Genomic DNA, 19,901 nt, shown 5'->3' with positions numbered 1-19,901 from the left:
AACACCGACCTCCATGAAGCAAAAGATTTTTCTTTGTCTGGTTCTTTTCGGCACTTTGCTGAGCCAAAATTCTTTCGCCGCAGTATCCGGCAATTATCAAAAAGGATGGGAAGCCTTTGGAAATAACAATCGTAGCGAAGCCCGGCGCTTTTTTACGCTGGCATTGGAGAATCCTTCTTCGAAAGCAGATGCGCTTCTAAGTCTTGCCCTGCTCGACTGGCAGGAGATGAAAAACGATAATGCATTCGATGACTTCCGCAAATTTTACGAGATTAGTGCCGATCCATACGCTTACTTCTATGGTTTTTCGTCGATGCCATTTCTGTATGAATCGAGCAATCTGCTTCAACCGGCGCGGGTCGATTTTCTTGAAAAAATTGTAGCTGATCCTAAAATGAACGGAACACTCAAAGCGATGATATACCATCAGCTCGGACAGCACTATTTTGCCTGCAACAAGACAAAAAAAGCGCAGGAACTGTTCGATAAAATAGGAACAATAGATCATTGGCAGGTGTTAGGCACATTCGACAACACTTCAGGAAGCGGATTCAACAAAGACTGGGGTGCTGTTACCAAACCAAAAACAGAAGATGTCCTCAAAAACCGTGTGGATGCAGATATCCATTGGTACACACCTTCGTACAACAAGCCCGACAGATGGTTTTACTTCGACTATTACTTCCAGTTGAACAACACTATAATGTACGCACAATCGTTCGTTACCAGTCCTGTTGAACAAGAGGTGTATCTACGGACAGGCACATCCGGATCTCTGAAAATATGGGTGAATGACGTTCAGGTTGCGTCCGTTCCTGAAGAACGAAACTGCGATCTGGATATTTATGCCTACATGGTAAAACTGAATCAGGGCGTGAACCGTATTCTGGTGCAAATCGGACAAAGTGAAATTGAAGCCGCCAACTTTTTGCTACGCATCACTGATGCCAATGCTCATCCGATAGCAGGCTTAACCGATGTTGCTCAATATGCCGACTACACGAAAACGGCATCAGGAAGCATTTCCGATCCGTTGCCCTTCTTTGCTGAAGAGACGCTGAAAGCGAAAATCAAGGCAGATCCGGACAATGCGTTGAATTATATTACCCTTGCCGAAACCTATCTGCGCAACGACAAAGCATACGAAGCAACAGCAATATTGAAACAACTCGAAGAAAAATATCCCAAATCGTCGCTTATTGCCTATCGCCTTGCTGAAGCATATACCCGTGCCAAAAATCAGACAGATTATGGCAAACAGATGGAGAAGATCAAACAGGATGATCCAAACTCATTTACCGCATTGAGCGAGGCTGTAAACGATGCTTTCAAATCGGAAAAATATAACGATGCCCTTGCCATTTGTCAGAAAGCAAAAGATCTGTACGGAAGCAATACAACCACCGAAGCTTGGGAACTAAATATTGCTTCGCAGCAAAAACGGACACAAGACGTAATCGAGATGTCGAAAACGCTTTATAAGAAATATCCTGATAACGCCGACTACATGAATCTTCGTTACGTCATTGAAAACAACGTGTCGCAAAATTCAAAAGCCGCCACCTCCATTGTGGAAGATTATTGCAACAACTATTTCAGCGGCAAAGCAATGGAAACGCTTGCGAAAATCTATGCCGATCAGGGCAATCAGGAAAAGAGCCTCGCCGTTTTGCGCCAACGCATCGACCACATGCCCTATGCCATTGGTTATCTCGACAATCTTGCCGGAGTCTATTTCAAAATGCAACGTTACAAAGATGCACTGGAGGTGACAGATCGCATGCTTCAATTAGCTCCGTATCTGCCGGGTGTATTCAATTATCGCGGTTATATCTACAAAAACCTGAATCAGCCGGAACTGGCAAAAGAAAGCTTTCGCAAGTCGATCTATTACGGTCCGACATCTTACGACTCAAGGGCTCAGCTGCGCTTACTGGAAAACAAAAAAGAGGTTGGCGAACTGTTTCCGAAGAACGATCTGACCGAAATTATCGCCAAAGCCCCTTCTTCAAAAGAATATCCTGAAGATAACTCTGCTATCCTTCTAAATGACCAGCAACTGGTGGTGTATCCTGAAGGCGCCAAAGAATATCACTACGAGATTGCCATTAAAATTCTGAATCAGGCCGGAATAGAAACATGGAAAGAATATTCCATCGGTTATAATGGCAATACACAGAAGTTGTTGCTCGACAAAGCGGAAGTAATCAAAGCCGGTGGTAACAAAGTGAAAGCCGAAACAAATGACGATAACGACCGCATTGTATTTACCAATCTGGAAGTGAACGATGTACTTCATTTGGATTATCGCGTACAGGACTTCTCTACCGGTGAAATTGCCAAGCATTTCTACGACCAGTTCCTGATGCAGTATAGTATTCCTTCATTACTGAATCGTTATAGCATTCTTGTACCCCAAAACAAAGAGTTCAAATCACTCGTAACAAACGGCGACATCAAGCCGACCATCAGTGATGTGGAAGACATGAAACTGTATCAGTGGGAATCGCGCAACATGCCGGCAATCAAAAGCGAACCGTACATGAGCGAACTGGTGGACGTGGCTCCTACCCTCTCTATCAGCAGCATTCCCGACTGGAAATACATCAGCCATTGGTACAAAGACCTTACTACAAACAAACTCAAATCCGATTTTGTCCTCAAACAGACCATCAGTCAGTTACTGAAAGGAAAAGAGAATGCAAGTGCCATGGAAAAAGCCCGCATTTTCTACAACTATATTCTGGAAAACATCTCCTACTCCAATGTTGCTTTTCTGCACAGCAACTACGTGCCGCAGAAAGCTTCGCGTACCATTACAACCCGTTTGGGAGATTGCAAAGATGTGGCAACGTTGTTTGTTTCTCTTTGTCGTGAAAGCGGAATCAAGGCCAATCTGGTGCTGATCTCCACGCGCGACAACGGCTACAACCGCCTGGTGCTTCCGACTATCGACTTTAATCACTGCATTGCCCGCCTGGACATTGACAACAAAGTCTATTATCTGGAACTTACGGACAACAAACTTCCGTTCAAAGCCGCTTTGACGGTCGATCTGAATTCGAACATACTACCGATTCCTTATGATACGGAATCTTTCGGCGATAAATTAATGTCGATGAAAATGCAATCCCGCCCCAAAAACAGGATTAATCGGAACAACACAATCACGCTGGTAAATAAAGACATGCAGGTACAGCGCCATTCGGTACATTATGCGGCCGACGCTTCTTACCTCAGAGATGCCTATCGTGATCTCGGAGCAGAGGAACAACTGAAGAAAATCACTCAGTCGGTAGCTTCCGATTTTAGCGTGCCCATCAAGGTAACCAACCCGAAATTCAAGAACCTTGAAAACCTGAACGACAGCATCGTATATGACTGCAATATTGAAATCAAAAACAGCTTACAGGATGTTGCCGGAATGAAAATCATGCAATTACCATGGACAGACAAAATCAGTTCTCTGGAAGTAGTCGCCGAAGACACCCGTAAATATCCCATGGAACTCTGGCAATATCATATGGAAGATATCACCACCGAAACACTTACCATTAAATTGCCACAGGGAAAGAAATTCGTTGAAATCCCTTCGAACGTGAATATCGAATGCGCTAATGCCCGTTATAGCCTTACCTACGACACAAAGACCGCAGGCACAGTTATCGCACACCGCACTTTTATGAGAAAGACAGAAACGGTATCGATTGCTGAATATCCTAAATTCAAGGAATTCATGAATTTCGTAAGCGAAGCCGACAACAAACAATATGCAATAAAATAACCTGCTAACCACTATAACAAACGCTGAATGAAACCTTTCTCTTTTTTATTTACACTGCTGATCTCTGCTACCTGTGTAACAACACTTTCGGCAAAAGAATTTGTAGTAGAATCACCGGATAAGTCCATTTCTCTGAAAGTCAATGTAGACAAAACTATCTCCTGGGCTGTCGACTGTAATAAACAGTCGGTTATTACGCCATCTGTTATTTCACTCACGCTGCAGGGAGAAGCTCCTTTGGGTGTCAATCCTTCAGTAAAGACAAGTAAAATAACCACCGTCAACAACATTATCGCAGCTCCGGTTTATAAGAAAAAGAGCATAACCGACAACTACAACGAATTGTCAATAACTTTCAAAGACAATTACTCGCTGATTTTCAGAGCATATAACGATGGAGTGGCATATCGTTGGGTGCTTAACCGTCCGGGAGAAGTGGTTGTAAGTAACGAAGATGCCCGATTCAACTTTGACACCAACTATGTAGCTTACATTCCGTACGCTAATTCGGGAGCAAACAATGTGTATCAATGTTCGTTCGAAAACACATACAAACATTTCAACATCAACCAAATGGAAGACAAACCCACTTACACCCCCATTCTGATTGAGCTGAAAAACAAGATGAAATGTGCCATTACAGAAGCCGATCTTGAAGATTATCCGGGCATGTTCCTCCGCCTCAACAAATCAACCAAACAAGGATTTGTAAGCGATTTTGCACCCTTCCCTCTCGAAGAAAAACAGGGCGGGTACAACAACATTCAATCGTTGGTAACTAAAGGCGGCGATTTTATTGCCAAAACGAAGGGTAACCGGTCTTTTCCGTGGCGCGCGCTGATTATTTCCAAAGAAGACAAGGATTTACTGAACAACGACATGGTTTATAAACTGGCAACGCCTTCCCGTGTACAAGACACAGAATGGATCAAACCGGGACAATTAGCATGGGACTGGTGGAACAACTGGAATCTTGAAGGAGTCAATTTCAAAGCCGGCATCAACACAGAAACATATAAACACTATATCGATTTCGCAGCCAAATACAACCTTTCTTACGTATTACTCGACGAAGGATGGGCCGCCAAAGGTCAGTTGATTAATACCATTCCAGAGATTGATCTGCCTGCTATCATCGATTATGCCAAGTCTAAAAATGTTGGTGTTATTCTCTGGTGTGGATGGGTTCCTTTGAACCAGAACATGGAGCAGGTGTTCGAACACTATTCAAAAATGGGCGTCAAAGGATTCAAAATAGACTTTATGGATCGTGATGATCAAAAGGTGGTAAACTTCTATTACAAAGTGGCACAACTAGGAGCTCAACACCACATGCTGATTGATTTTCACGGAGCTTATAAACCTACCGGACTGCAACGAACCTATCCGAATGTAATCAACTTTGAAGGTGTTTATGGTATGGAACAACTCAAATGGAATAATCCGGACATGCCTCAAAACGACGTGTTGATTTCATATATCCGCATGTTGGCCGGTCCGCTCGATTACACCCCAGGAGCAATGCGCAACGCATCCAAAGACAGTTTCCGTCCAATCGTCGGACAACCCATGAGTCAGGGAACACGTTGCCATCAGCTTGGTTTGTACGTTGTATTTGAAGCTCCGCTCTGCATGCTGGCCGATAGCCCGAGCAATTATGAGAAAGAGCAGGAATGTACCAAATTCATTTCGCAGATACCGACTACCTTCGATCAAACCATCGCTCTCGACGGAGAAGTTGGAAACTACTCGGTCATCGCGCGCAAGAAAGGCAATAACTGGTATATAGGAGCCATCAACAATTGGGATAAACGCGACATCACCATCGATTTCTCATTCCTCGGCCCTGGCAAATGGAAAGCCGAAGTATTCAAAGACGGAGTCAATGCCAACAATAACGGCAACGACTATAAACGGGTATTTTTGAATATCTCCGACCAGTCGCATCTGGCAGTGCATCTTGCCGAAGGTGGAGGCTGGGCTGCCATTGTTAGGGCTGAATAGTCAACAAAACACCCTGAAACAAAAAGCTCCGTGACATTCATCTGTCACGGAGCTTTTTGCTATATAAAGAACAGTAAATTATCCCTTATGCTGCACTTTCCCGTGTCCAGTATGCGACAAATCCTCTAATTCGCCATCGCCGCAATAAGCGACATCGCCGTGTCCGAGATTCTGAATTTTAATGGAGTGAGACGCAAACACCGTTGTGTCGCCATGTCCGATACTTTTCACATTAACATCTCTGGACACAAGATCAGTTCCGGAAATGTCACCATGCCCTTCGTTGCAGATGGACAAAGAATCGCACGAACCGGTCAAAACCATATCGCCTCTCCCTTTGTGGTTTATTTCTACAGCAGCACCTTTCAGGTCAAGGTTCAGATCGCCTTTGCTGGCATTATTAATGACTAAATCGTTGGTTTCGCATTTCAATGTGAAATCGCCATGATTCGTCGACATCACTTTTACGGAAGGAGCCTTTAGTTCGACAAACACATCTCCGTGAGAAACCGTCTTGATTACCATTGCATATTTGGATTCGAGAGGTTTCACCGTTTTAATATCTGCATGTGAAGTCACATAAAGCGCTTCGAGCGCATGGCAATAAATAGTGATTTTACCGTATGTAAAAAGAGGAATTTTTTGGCGAAGATCCTGAGTTACGAAAAGCGTTTTGATGGAATTATCCACCCGTACGCCGTCAATCAGGTTGTCGTCCATTTCAATCACCACTTTTTCTTCGTCCGATTGCACAATCTCGACGTTACATTGAGTGCAAAGATGAAGTTGCAGAAACGGACTGACCGCTATTGTTTTACTGACAACGTTTCCGCTGCCTTTTTCATTAAATATTCTTCTGAGTTTTTTGAATGTCACCATCTCAATAGAATTTTGGTATTAAATCCTTCAGTTGTATGTGTTAATTCGACAAAGATAAACCACCATATACGATGTTCATTTATATATAAAGAAATTGTTTTTATATTTGCAGAATATTATTTTATATTATTTATTGCACTCAGCTTCAAAAAACACAATGACAATTACCATCAACAACCAGACATACTCTTTGTGTGACAGCAAACTGGATTCGGAAAGCATTGAGCAGCTTCTGACGTTTTGGGCAAAAAAGCAGGCAGCTTTATCCATTTTCGAATCGGAGGAACTTTGTGTTTTTTGCCTCCAAAAGCCGCCAATTTCAAAAACCCGATTTTGTCACAACGATTACGACAAAGGTCGGTTGTTGTTTGCCCGTCAGTACCTGCTGGATCACCTGACAATGCCCCCGACAATAGAGGAACTTGCCAAAATCGCAGGCATAAACAGTTTCAAGCTCAAAAATGGCTTCAAAGAATTGTTTGGCGATACCATTTACTGTTATCTGAACAGTTTTCGCCTTGAAAAAGCTGTAAATATGATTGCTTTAGGCGAAAAAAACATGACTCAGATTGCTTTTGAGCTCGGTTTTTCCTCTCTTCAACATTTTAGTACAGCATTTAAAAAAGCATACGGGTGTTCGCCAAAAAAAATTAAATCTACCCCGGGCTTCCTGTCCAAACTATAGGTGGGCAAGAAAAAACTATTATATTTGTTGCATCATTTTTCCAAAACAGGGAGCCCTCAGTCGTTTTTTAAACAAAACGATTACTCTTACGTCTATCAGACTAGACTGTATTTACCTCCGTAAACCAATGATACGGACGGTTCGTTTAACCAAAAACTAACTACTACCAAAAATGAAAACACTGCTATTATCTGCTGTCTTTGCGTGTTCGTGCTCTTTGTTGTCTGCCCAGAATATTCAACTTCCACAACCTGTTCGTACAGGTGGTAAACCGTTGATGGAGGCATTAAACCTGCGTCAGTCTGCCCGTCAGTTTGATTCTGAAAAAAATATTTCAAACCAAACGCTTTCCAACTTGTTGTGGGCGGCATGGGGTTTTAACCGGGAAAAGAAGAGAACTGCTCCTTCTTCGATGGATCGTCAGGAAATCGATTTATATGTCGTTACAAAAGAAGGAATTTACAGATACGATGCAGCAAAAAATAATCTTGTACTTATTGTTGCCGGAGATTATCGCAAAGACACAGGCATGCAACCATATGTAGGCGAAGCTCCTGTGAACATTGTATTTGTTTGCAATAAATCTAAGATCAATTCAAAAAGTGAAAGCGGACTGATTGAAGCAACTTATGCAAACAGCGGTTTCATTTCACAAAATATCTATTTGTTTTGCGCTTCAGAAGGACTTTCAACTGTTGTCCGCGCAAGCATTGCCAAAGAAAAACTGGCAAAAACAATGAACCTGACCGATGACCAGATGATTACGCTGGCTCAAACCATCGGTTACCCTAAAAAGTAAATTCAAACTCATACGCGGCTATTTGCAAGTCGCTAAAAACCATCTAACCCAATGCGCTATTTAGTCTTTTTATTACTCATCTCAATAAATGCTGTTTCACTTTCTGCTAAAGGGAAATCGTCCGCTTCCGTCACATTGCGCGATTCGTTGGTGCACTATGCGAAAACATTAATCAACACACCGTATCGTTCAGGATCAAAAGGTCCAAGCGGATTTGATTGTTCAGGCTACACAAGCTATGTATACGGCAAATTCGGCATGTCTCTCAATTCATCGTCCGGTTCGCAAGTAACAAACGGTCAGGAAGTAGATATAGACAATCTCAAAAAAGGAGATTTGGTATTTTTCAAAGGACACAACAGCAAGAAATCACGTATTGGCCACGTTGGTATCTTTTTGGACAAAAATCCTGATGGAAGCTTTAATTTCATCCATTCAGCCAACGGTGGCGGTGTTCGCATCGACAACAGCAACGCCGGCTACTATGCAAAACGGTATGTTACAGGATGTTCGGTAATAGCCGACAAGAAATTATACAAATTTGATCCCGTTCAGGTGAAATCGTTCTCTGGTTTTGACGACGACGTACAATATGCCTCAACAGGCAAAATCCACAAAGTACGGAAAGGTGAATCGTTATATACCATTGCTCAGAAATACAATGTTTCGGAAGAGCAGCTGAAAGAATGGAACAACATTAACGGTAACAAAATAAAACCGGGACAAAAGCTTTCCATTCAGTCGGAGCAAAAAAGTTCAGGCAAAGAGTTGGCCAGCAACACTGATAAAAAACACGCTAAGGAACAAATTGCATCTGAAGGCAAGACCCACACTGTAAAAAAAGGGGAATCATTTTATACTATCGCAAAGAAATATCATGTTTCTGAAGACGAACTGATCAAAGCCAATTCTCACAACGGAGAAAAAATTAAACCCGGAGATAAACTTCAAATTCCCGGCGGATCATTATCTGCCAGGAACGAGAACGAATCACAGGAAAGTGTAGCTACAAAAACGGTTACTTCACGACAAACCCACAAGGTAAAGAAAGGTGAAACTTTGTCTGAGATCGCCGAAAAATATCATACCACTACAGCAAAAATCAAACGTCTGAACGGATTATCGGGCAATAAGCTCAAACCGGGTGCAACACTGACTGTGCAAGAAGTTGAAAAGGAAGTTCCTGTAAAAGAGACTAAAGCCGAGACAACTTCAAAAGCTTCTAAAAAAGAGAGCGTAAACGAAGAAGAACAAGCCACAAAAACAGCTACTACACGCAAAACACATAAAGTGCGTAAAGGTGAGACCCTATCTGAAATTGCCGACAAGTTTGGTATTTCTGTTTCTCAGCTCAAAAAATGGAACGGACTGTCCAAAAACAAAGTAAAACCAGGAACTTATCTGACTGTTCAGATGACAGAAAAAGAAGTTTCTGCAAAAGAAGTTAAAGCTGAAGCTGCTCCTAAAGCCTCTAAAAAAGAGACAGTAAACGAAGAAGAACAAACTACAAAAACCGCCACATCACGCAAAACTTATAAAGTACGCAAGAAAGATACATTATCTGGTATTGCCGATAAATTCGGTATTTCCGTTACGCAACTCAAAAAATGGAACGGTCTGTCCAAAAACAAAGTAAAGCCAGGAACTTACCTGACTGTTCAGATGACAGAAAAAGAAGTACCCGCAAAAGAGGCCAAAGCTGAAGCTGCTACTAAAGTCTCTAAAAAAGAGATCGTAAACGAAGAAGAACAAGCTACAAAAACCGTCACATCACGCAAATCTCACAAAGTGCGTAAGGGTGAGACTTTATCCGGAATTGCAGACAAGTTTGGCGTTTCTGTATCGCAGCTCAAGAAATGGAACGGAATTTCAAAAAACAAAGTAAAACCGGGCACCTACCTGACAGTTCAGATGACAGAGAAAGAAGTTCCTGTAAAAGAAGCCAAAGCAAAATCTGAGACAGAGACTTCTACCGTTCAAAAAGAAAACCCATCGGAAAAGACTCATGTCGTAGAAAAAGGAGAAACACTCTATTCTATAGCCAAATCACACCACATATCAGCACTAAAAATCAAAGAGCTGAACAACCTCTCAGACAATCAGGTTCATGAAGGAGACGTACTCTCTCTTGATCCGAATGCTCCGGTGTCAAAACCGAAAGAAGTGGTACAAAACGAAACAAAAGCTCAACAACCGGAGGTTGCTCCAGCTCAAAAGGATGATGTAAAACCCGTCGTTCTCAATGCACAACCAACCGAAAAAATAGACACACTGACTACCAGTTATAAAGTCAATAAAACTCACATTGTACAAGACGGAGAAACACTGGAATCGATTGCTGAACTTTATCAGGTAACACCGGCTCAAATAAAAAGCTGGAACGGAATATCCAGAAAGAAAAGCAAGGTAACTCCGGGGCAAAAGCTAACCATTGAAACGGTGAGAAAAGAATATGTTGTTGTATCCGCAAAAAAGAAAAGACCGGCAACAAAAGGGAAAACAACCAAGGAAACAGCTGTAGTCGCAGAAGAGCCATACTCTGCCCCCGTAGTTTCTACCAAGCCGGCAAAAACAAGTCACACTGTTTCCAAAGGTGAAACACTCTTCACCATTGCAAAAGAAACAAACCTCACGGTAGACCAATTAAAAGAATACAATCATCTGAACAACACGGATGTAAAGGAAAATCAGATTTTAAGTCTTATTCCTGACTCAACCAACGTGGTCAAAAAGGCTGAAATTAAAACATCAAATGCTACAAAACACGTCAAATATATTGTGAAACCCGGCGATACTCTCTTCTCTATAGCTAAAGCACACAACGTATCCGTTGACGATCTGAAAGCCGCAAATGAGATCACCTCAGGTGAAGTCAATATAGGTCAGCAGTTGCAAATTCCAGCACGCTAATCGCCCGTGAAAAGAAGGTATTTTATTTGGCTATCATATAACGGCACACACTATCACGGCTGGCAAATACAGCCCAATGGGGTATCCGTACAGCAAAAACTACAGGATGCAATTTCGCTGCTAATGCGGGTACATACCGACGTGATTGGAGCTGGCCGTACAGATGCCGGCGTTCATGCACGCACAATGGTTGCCCATTTTGACGCAGAAGAGATTGAACAACCAGAATTATTCCTTAAGAAGCTAAATGGCGTTCTTCCTAACGATATTGCCGTGTGGGACCTGAAAAAGGTAAAGTCGGGAGCTCATGCCCGCTTTGACGCCATAAACCGCACGTATGAATACTGGGTAACCCCCGAGAAGAATCCGTTCCACCTCGAATCAGCAGCTCGTGTGCATAGTCCGCTCGATTTTGAAGCTATGAATCAAGCGGCGGCAATATTACCCGAATATATCGACTTTACGAGCTTCAGTAAGCTCCATACAGACGTTAAGACCAATAATTGCACCATTACACAGGCATACTGGGCAAAACGGGGAGATATATGGGTATTTACCATTACAGCCAACCGATTTCTCAGAAATATGGTCAGGGCAATTGTTGGAACGCTGCTAAAAGTAGGAAGAGGTCAATTGTCCGAGAATGATTTCAGAGCCATCATCGAAGCCAAAGACAGAGGCAAGGCCGGCTCTTCGGCCTATGCACACGGATTATATTTAACGGATGTGGCTTATCCCGACTCGATTTTTGAGTCCGACGAATGTGCGCAATAAATTTTTGAAAAAAAAATTAGGCAATTAACATATTGAAAAAGAATGACGTAAAAAAAGAAGGCATATTTTTCCGCAAAAAAAGAGACAAAACATTTGCAGGTTTCAAAAAAACCCCTTACCTTTGCATCACTTTTCTGAGAGACATCAACCACAGCAAAGGCCGATAAACAAAGGAAAGTAACCTTCTTCAGTAGCTCAGTCGGTTAGAGCACCTGACTGTTAATCAGGGGGTCGTAGGTTCAAGTCCTACCTGAAGAGCCCTAAAAATTAAGCCACTCCAAAAGAGTGGCTTTTTTTGTATATTTTTGCCTGGAACACTTCTGAAACAAGGCTCACCTACAAAAGTTGAGGGAGAATAACAGAATTTCTATCTTTGCAGCAAAAAAACAGAGATACTAAAAGATGGATATAGCCTGTTATTACGGGTCGCCAATACGAACAACTCAAAAGACTTTAGATTAAACTCCTCACCACAACACACCTGCATAAAAAAAGGGGCATCCCGTAAAGAATACCCCTTCCTATATCTAATCAGATAAGATTACCATCTGTTGTTGCTACGACGGTCGTTATAACCACCACGGCTACCACCGCCATTATTGCTATATTCGCGACGAGGACGTTCTTCGCGAGGTTTTGCAATATTAACGTTGATAGTCATACCGTTAACTTCTGATTGATTCAAAGCTTCGATAGCTTTGTTAGCTTCTGCTTCATCAGGCATTTCAACAAAGCCAAAACCTCTTGATTTACCAGTGAATTTGTCTGTGATAACTTTAGCTGAATCTACTTGTCCGTAAGCTTCAAAGACTTCCTTTAACCCGTTGTCGTCAACACCATAGCTGAGGTGCGAAATGTAAATGTTCATTTGTAAAAATAATTAAAAAATATGAATACATAATTATGCCATTGAAAACAACCTGGTAAAAAAAACAAAATCGCTATCAATCATAATCAACGCAAAGATAGTGTTTTTTTATTAACTCCAATATCCCAACTGCTTTTTTCGGTAAATTACACACAAATTGCATGTTAAATATTATTAATTATATCCAATCAATTGATATTTATATTCGAAATTAACAACCAAAAGCATGTCTATAACAAACAGAGACAATCTGTTACTCTATATTTCACAATAACATTTTAAAATGACTATTCGTAAAATAAATATAGAAAGTCTATCTTTTATCATCACCACAAACATATTAGACAACTCAAATGTGCACTGTAAAAAGAAAACCTTAAATCAGTCAAATTACCTACTTTCTTCAAACAGAGGATAACCTCATCCAATCCACTTGCAAAGCCCTTAATATAGGGATTTGTTTTGAAAATGCCGGCCTAATTTTTATGCTTAACAACAAGCAAAAAACATTGTTACTATTAGAAATAAATGATAACTTGCAACGATTTTCATTAGAAAATCATTTTTATTTCGAAAAAAAACAGACTTAATAGGTTTCAAAACTCAAAAAAGCCATCACCATGAGTTATCTGAAATTTGACAAAACCTTACTGACGAATCTACAAAAGTCGTTGCGGAAAGAAATTTTGCGCACAAACAAGTCAGGTGCCTACAGTGCAAACACAATAACAGACTGCAATACAAGAAAGTATCACGGACTACTGGTAGTACCAATCCCTGACTTGGATGATTACAATCACGTTCTACTTTCATCGCTTGACGAAACTATCATTCAACATGGTGCCGAATTTAATCTCGGTTTGCACAAATACGAAGAAAATCATTTCAGTCCGAATGGTCACAAGTATATCCGCGAATTTCACTTTGATGCTACTGCCAGAACCATTTACAGAGTTGGTGGCGTAATCCTGGAAAAAGAAAGAATCTTTATTTCTCATGAAAATCGCTATTTGATAAAATACACGCTACTGGACGCTCACTCGCGAACAACCCTGCGCCTGCGCCCATTTTTGGCATTCCGAAATGTGAATGACCTCTGTGTTGCTAACGGCAAGGCAAATACTTCGTACACTGAGACTGAAAACGGCATTGGAATGTGTCTGTACGATGGCTACCCTACCCTTTTCATGCAAACGTCCAAACAGAACGAATTTATTCACCATCCGGACTGGTATCGTGGCATAGAATACCCAAAAGAACAGGAGCGCGGATACAATTACAAAGAAGACTTACTTATCCCCGGTTATTTTGAGCTCTCAATAGAGAAAGGAGAAAGCATTATTTTTTCTGCAGGAACATCTCCGATTGAAACTCAAAATCTTGCTGTCCTTTTTGAATCTGAAATAGAAAAAAGAACTGTCAGAAACAGTTTCTTCAACAGTTTGAAAAACGCAGCACAGCAATTTTATTTTAAACGCAACGGAGACTATTACCTCTTAGCCGGATATCCATGGTTCAAAAGTCGTGCGCGCGATGAGTTCATTGCTCTACCGGGATGCACTCTTGCGATAGAAGACACATCCACCTTTGAAAAGATTATGGCGACAGCTCTCATTGCCGTCAACGATTTTATCTCTGAAAAACCGATTGAAAAAGTTATTTACGAGCTGGATGCACCGGATGTTTTATTATGGTTCATAAGAACCGTGCAACAATATGCAAAGGCGGTCTCTATAGAAAAGGCAAACCAGCTGTACGGAGAAACCGTCTTAAAGGTTATTTCATTTATCCGCAAACAAAATCACCCGAATTTATTTTTGCACGACAACGGCTTGTTGTATACCAATGGAACGCAAACAGCTATATCATGGATGAATGCCATGGAAAACGGATGCCCGATAACTCCACGTACCGGTTACATTGTTGAAATCAATGCTCTTTGGTATAATGCCTTAAAATTCGGAGCTGAGATTTCGACCGTCCAAAAGGATGAATATGCCGCCGACTTACTGGATTATCAGTCCGAATTAACGCGCCAGTCTTTCGTTCATATGTTTTGGAACGGAACCTACCTGCACGATTATGTGGATGGAGATTACAAAGACTGGGAAGTACGCCCCAACATGATATTTGCAGTGTCGCTACCCTATTCTCCATTGGAAAAAGCACAGCAAAAATCGATTGTGGATATCACCACACGAGAATTGCTCACACCTAAAGGCCTGCGCACACTAAGCCCCAAGAGTCCTTTTTACCGCCCGACATACGTAGGTAGTATGCTTGAGCGGAACCGAAACTATCACAATGGACCGGTATGGCCATGGCTGACAGGCTCGTTTGCTGAGGCTTATCTCAAAATTTACAAACGTAGCGGTGTTTCCTTCATTGAACGCATGTTAATCGGTTTCGAAAGTGAAATGAGCGAGCTTTGCCTTGGCACTCTTTCCGAATTACACGACGGAAATCCGCCTTTTGCAGGACACGGAGCAATGTCGTTTGCTACAAGCGTTGCTGAAATCCTGCGTACGCTCAAGCTATTGGAATCAATAGAGCAATCCGGAGAACAAACAAAATCTTAAGTCTAATTTTCTTCCAATCAGAATATAACATGAAAGCATTAATGTTTGGATGGGAGTTTCCTCCGCATATCCTGGGCGGCTTGGGAACTGCAAGCTACGGACTAACCCGTGGAATGGCACTCCAGTCAGATATGGAGATCACCTTTGTTATTCCACGTCCGCACGGAGATGAAGATCAGAGTTTTCTCAAAATAATAGGAGCCTGCAATGTACCTGTCGTTTGGCGGGATGTTGAATGGAATTTTGTAAATGAACGCATCGGTAACATAATGCATCCGGATGAATATTACCACCTGCGTAACCGCATCCGCTACGACTACAGCCGTATCGGAACCAACGAACTGGGCTGCATCGGCTTCTCAGGACGCTACCCCGACAATCTGTTGGAAGAGATATCCAATTACGAAGCGGCAGCAAGTGTTATTGCCCATGCCTATCCGTTCGACATTATCCACTCACACGACTGGCTCACTTATCCGGCTGGGATTTTCGCCAAACAAATCACAGGCAAACCACTGGTAATACATGTGCATGCCACTGACTTCGACCGCAGCCGCGGCAATGTGAATCCAACAGTTTATGGTATCGAAAAACGGGGAATGGATACCGCCGATCATATCATTACTGTGAGTAACCTAACCCGCCAGATCGTCATCGAGAAGTACCATATCGACCCTCGCAAAGTGACCACAGTGCATAACGCAGTAGAACCGCTTGCCAACGCTGATTCATTTATAAAACAACCGAGAAAAGATAAGGTCGTAACATTTCTCGGGCGCATCACCATGCAAAAAGGACCGGAATATTTTGTAGAAGCGGCCGCCCGCGTTTTGCAAAAGACACGCCACGTACGCTTTGTAATGGCCGGAAGTGGCGACATGATGAACCAAATGATTCATTTGGTTGCTCAGCGGGGTATTGCTGACCGATTCCATTTTACGGGATTCTTGAAAGGACCGGAAGTTCACAACATGTTGGCGCAAAGTGATGTTTACATTATGCCTTCGGTATCGGAACCGTTCGGTATTTCGCCACTCGAAGCCATGCAGGTCGGAACGCCATCCATTATCTCTAAACAGTCGGGATGTGCCGAGATTCTGACTCATGCCATCAAAACCGATTATTGGGATATCGACGCCATGGCCGATGCCATCTATTCTATTGTAAAATATCCGGCAATGTACAAAAGTCTGCGCGAAGAGGGTCGTGCCGAAGTAAACCGGATTACCTGGGAAGATGCCGGAAAAAAAGTTAGAGCCATCTACGATAGTGTGTTGCGATAAGCCACTCTGATTGCGGTTCGCAACAATAAAAAACGGGAAGTTCCTTTTTACAGGTAACTTCCCGTTTCTCATTACTTGCGATTTATTATTCATTAATATTGAGATCTTTCACCATCCAAAGCGTACAAGCCGTATGCCCGGAATTACCCAATGGTCGGGGAATCGTGTGAAAGCCGGCTTTCTCATACATACCGACCGCCTTGGCCAGTTCGGGAAAACTTTCAAGATAGAGTTGCGTATAACCCAACTTCACGGCCGACTCAAAGCATTTCTGCATCAACAATTTTCCCAATCCGGTACCACGCCGGCTTGCCGCAACATAGAATTTCACCAATTCGGCGCACCCTTCGGGCAAACCTTCGGTAGGAAAAATACCACAACCGCCAGACAACTTACCATCGACCGCCACCACCCAATAGACCGAGCCGGGAGTTTGAAACAGCTGATAAAGTGCATCGGTAGTTGGGTCGGTAAACACCGTGCCAGGACGGGCAACACCATGCTCGCTCAATACGCTACGAATTATTTCAGCCAGCTCATGATTGTCGTCCGGCTGAATTTCGCGGAGAGTGATAGTGTTATTCATTCAGATACGAATCCTTGAAACCCAAGAAATAAAGAATACCGTCCAAACCTATCGTGGAAAGCGACTGGCGAGCATTTTCCTTCACCTTGGGTTTGGCATGGAAAGCGATTCCCAATCCGGCGACACCCAACATCGGGAGGTCATTGGCTCCATCACCCACTGCAATGGTTTGGGCAATATCCACCTTTTCCACCTGAGCGATCAGGCGCAGGAGTTCGGCCTTACGTTTACCATCTACAATGTCGCCCACGTAATTACCTGTCAGCTTGCCATCCACAATTTCCAGTTCGTTGGCATACACATAGTCGAAGTTATATTTTTGTTTCAGAAAGTTTCCAAAATAGGTAAAACCACCCGAGAGCACTGCTATTTTGATACCCACGCGTTTCAGAACGCTCACCAAGCGATCCAATCCCTCAGTGATGGGCAGGTTTTCGGCAATTTCGTGCATCACCGACTCATCGAGACCCTTAAGCAACTTAACGCGACGGGCAAAACTTTCAGAGAAATCGATCTCACCACGCATGGCCGCTTCTGTAATAGCACGCACCTCGGCACCCACGCCGGCACGTTCGGCCAGTTCGTCGATTACCTCAGTTTCAATAAGCGTTGAATCCATATCAAAGCAAATGAGGCGGCGGCTACGACGGTACATATCGTCTTCCTGAAACGAGACATCGAGTTGCAAACGGGTACTCAGATCCATAAACATCCGCTGCATCTCCTCCTTATTACTGGGAGTTCCGCGCACAGAAAGCTCCACGCATGACTTAGAGCTACGCACATCTTCTTTCAGTGGAATACGACCAGTCAGGCGCTGAATCATATCGATATTCAGACCCTGATCGGCTACAACTTTGGTTACTTCGGCAATTTGTACTGCCGTCAGTTTGCGACCTAATAGAGTGATAATATAACGGTTTTTGCCCTGAAGGCTCACCCAACGTTCGTAACGTTCTTCTGTGATAGGAGTAAATTTGATCCCCACTCCCAGTTCGTACGATTTGAACAGCAACTCCTTCATAATTTCGCCGGAGTTACTACTTTGAGTTCTATAGAGGATACCTAATGCCAGGTGGTTATGAATATCGGCTTGTCCGATATCGAGGATAAATGCGCCATAATGCGCAAGAATTTCGGTAAGAGCCGAGGTCACACCCGAACGGTCCTCTCCCGAAATGTTGATCAGAACAATTTCGTCTGTAGTGGTCATAAATGTAAAACTAATACTATTTGCGGCTGCAAAAGTAAGGAAAAAGTTTTAACAGGGAAATGAATGAAATGGCACAAAGCCGCGAAAAATGATATTTACCTCAATAAGCCATATCAGCTCCGATACTTTTTAAAAGCTGCATGAATTTAGCCAACACTACCAATTCACCACCCCGAGCGTTTGTAGCAACAAAGCCAGATTGAGGGCAATAACTATCGCAGCAATACCAGAAATCAGGAAGATAGTTCGCTTTTTGTTGGCATATTTACCCATCACTTTTTGAGAAGAGGTGAGGTATACCTGCAAAAGCACCGTTATCGGTAATTGAATACTCAACAACATCTGCGAAATCAGTAATCCCTGAAACGGATCGGAGATAAAGAAGATGACCAGCACCGCCCCAACGATCGAAATCAGCACACCCCAACGGGAGTGATTATCGCGAATATCGTAGGGTTCGGCAAAAAGTCCGGCAAAGATGGTACCGCCCGCCATACCCGAAGTAACACTGGAAGCTACACCCGCCATCAGCAAGGCCACCGCAAAAATCACCGAAGCATTGCTACCCAACAGCGGTTGCAGTAATCCATGCGCCTGTTGCAATTCGCTTACCGGTTTACCCATTTTAAAGAAGGTAGCCGCAGCCATTATAAACATGGCGCTATTAATAGCCCAACCCACAAACATCGAGAGCAGGGTATCCGCAAATTCGTATTTCAACAGTTTACGAATAGAAGCATCATCGCGTTTATGTAACTGGCGGCTCTGAATTACTTCCGAATGAAGGAACAGGTTGTGAGGCATCACCACAGCACCCAACACGCTAAGAACAATAAGTAACGAACCATGTGGGATCTGAGGTGCCACCACACCCACGGCCACTTTGCTCCATTCTACATTGACAAGTGAAAGTTCGTAGATAAACGAGATGCCGATTAACGACACGAAACCGATGATCCAGCGTTCAATTTTCCGATAAGAATTGGTGAGCAACAAAGTAAGTACAACAATAGCTGAGAGAACAGCTCCCAGCTTTAGCGGAACGTTGAACAACATCTGCAAAGCAATGGCTGCTCCCAAAATTTCGGCAAGCGAAGTAGACACCGAAGCAATCATGGCCGTACCTAAAACCGAGCGGGAAACCACGGGACGCAAATGCAAAGTAGCCGCTTCCGAAAGACACAAACCGGTAGCAATACCAAGATGCGCCACATTGTGTTGCAGCACAATCAGCATCAGCGTACTGAGCGTTACCACCCAAAGCAGCGTATATCCATAACCAGCACCACCCGCAATATTCGTTGCCCAGTTACCTGGATCGATAAAGCCCATGGTAACCAGGAGCCCGGGACCAATGTATTTCAGCACTTCGAGCCCGCCCAGCACCGGATGGTGACCAACTTTACTGAATAAATTTTTCAACATGAATCAAGAACAAAGAATAAAGAATAAAGAGCAAAGAATAAAGACAAATGGAATTATCTTTTATAATTTTCTCGATTACGATTGTAGTTAGAAACAGCTCACTGCAGACTGA

At 42.9% G+C, this 19,901-nt stretch carries 13 protein-coding genes and 1 tRNA gene; 9 read left to right on the top strand and 5 right to left on the bottom strand.

Translation table 11 applies throughout. The features are described from left to right. Positions 1-13: 13 nt before the first annotated feature. On the top strand, positions 14-3,784 hold the full coding sequence (locus F8N35_RS03700) for a DUF3857 domain-containing protein (RefSeq protein ID WP_293050002.1): 3,771 nt from the start codon (positions 14-16) through the stop codon (positions 3,782-3,784). Positions 3,785-3,811: 27 nt separating this feature from the next. Further along, positions 3,812-5,788 carry a glycoside hydrolase family 97 protein gene (locus F8N35_RS03695; RefSeq protein ID WP_293050001.1) on the top strand — a complete coding sequence of 659 codons (1,977 nt, stop codon included), beginning with the start codon at positions 3,812-3,814 and terminating at the stop codon, positions 5,786-5,788. Positions 5,789-5,866: 78 nt separating this feature from the next. On the opposite strand, the gene F8N35_RS03690 is transcribed toward F8N35_RS03695, so the two are convergent. Next, positions 5,867-6,667 carry a DUF2807 domain-containing protein gene (locus tag F8N35_RS03690; protein WP_293050000.1) on the bottom strand — a complete coding sequence of 267 codons (801 nt, stop codon included), beginning with the start codon at positions 6,665-6,667 and terminating at the stop codon, positions 5,867-5,869. 157 nt (positions 6,668-6,824) lie between these two features. On the opposite strand from F8N35_RS03690, the gene F8N35_RS03685 reads away from it, so the two are divergent. The 5 genes from F8N35_RS03685 (at position 6,825) to F8N35_RS03665 (ending at position 12,093) form a co-directional block, all read left to right on the top strand. Then, entirely contained in the window at positions 6,825-7,352 is a 528-nt protein-coding gene (locus tag F8N35_RS03685) for an AraC family transcriptional regulator (protein WP_293049999.1), read from the top strand. A 172-nt stretch (positions 7,353-7,524) separates the two neighbouring features. After that, a complete protein-coding gene (locus tag F8N35_RS03680; protein ID WP_293049998.1) occupies positions 7,525-8,151 on the top strand; it encodes a SagB/ThcOx family dehydrogenase in 627 nt (208 codons plus the stop codon). A gap of 51 nt (positions 8,152-8,202) precedes the next feature. After that, positions 8,203-11,061 carry a LysM peptidoglycan-binding domain-containing protein gene (locus tag F8N35_RS03675; protein WP_293049997.1) on the top strand — a complete coding sequence of 953 codons (2,859 nt, stop codon included), beginning with the start codon at positions 8,203-8,205 and terminating at the stop codon, positions 11,059-11,061. 6 nt (positions 11,062-11,067) lie between these two features. Beyond that, entirely contained in the window at positions 11,068-11,835 is a 768-nt protein-coding gene (gene truA, locus F8N35_RS03670; RefSeq protein WP_293049996.1) for a tRNA pseudouridine(38-40) synthase TruA, read from the top strand. Between the two features lie 184 nt (positions 11,836-12,019). Further along, positions 12,020-12,093, top strand: a tRNA-Asn gene (locus tag F8N35_RS03665). A 283-nt stretch (positions 12,094-12,376) separates the two neighbouring features. On the opposite strand, the gene F8N35_RS03660 is transcribed toward F8N35_RS03665, so the two are convergent. Further along, positions 12,377-12,703, bottom strand: coding sequence for an RNA-binding protein (locus F8N35_RS03660; RefSeq protein WP_068703670.1), 327 nt, complete (start codon positions 12,701-12,703; stop codon positions 12,377-12,379). A 620-nt stretch (positions 12,704-13,323) separates the two neighbouring features. Between F8N35_RS03660 and F8N35_RS03655 the strand changes: the two genes are divergently transcribed. Both F8N35_RS03655 and F8N35_RS03650 read left to right on the top strand, forming a co-directional pair. After that, the gene (locus F8N35_RS03655) at positions 13,324-15,282 is read left to right on the top strand and encodes a glycogen debranching enzyme N-terminal domain-containing protein (protein ID WP_293049995.1); all 1,959 of its coding nucleotides are present in this window, start codon (positions 13,324-13,326) and stop codon (positions 15,280-15,282) included. Between the two features lie 29 nt (positions 15,283-15,311). Continuing rightward, the gene (locus tag F8N35_RS03650) at positions 15,312-16,565 is read left to right on the top strand and encodes a glycosyltransferase family 4 protein (RefSeq protein ID WP_293049994.1); all 1,254 of its coding nucleotides are present in this window, start codon (positions 15,312-15,314) and stop codon (positions 16,563-16,565) included. 85 nt (positions 16,566-16,650) lie between these two features. Here F8N35_RS03650 and F8N35_RS03645 read toward each other — a convergent pair whose 3' ends face one another. From F8N35_RS03645 to F8N35_RS03635, 3 genes are all read right to left on the bottom strand, one after another. Next, entirely contained in the window at positions 16,651-17,151 is a 501-nt protein-coding gene (locus F8N35_RS03645) for a GNAT family N-acetyltransferase (protein WP_293049993.1), read from the bottom strand. Continuing rightward, positions 17,144-18,364, bottom strand: a complete 1,221-nt coding sequence (gene serB, locus F8N35_RS03640) for a phosphoserine phosphatase SerB (protein WP_293049992.1) — start codon at positions 18,362-18,364, stop codon at positions 17,144-17,146. The genes F8N35_RS03645 and serB overlap by 8 nt, the downstream gene beginning before the upstream one ends. Before the next feature lie 156 nt (positions 18,365-18,520). Next, positions 18,521-19,789: an Nramp family divalent metal transporter gene (locus F8N35_RS03635; RefSeq protein ID WP_293049991.1), complete on the bottom strand. Its 1,269-nt coding sequence runs from the start codon at positions 19,787-19,789 to the stop codon at positions 18,521-18,523. Positions 19,790-19,901 lie beyond the last annotated feature (112 nt).

It is taken from the genome of Paludibacter sp. (assembly GCF_009712605.1).
Taxonomy (GTDB): domain Bacteria; phylum Bacteroidota; class Bacteroidia; order Bacteroidales; family Paludibacteraceae; genus Microbacter.
Note: the sequence above shows the minus strand (reverse complement) of the source record. Positions and strands in the feature narration are given on the sequence as shown.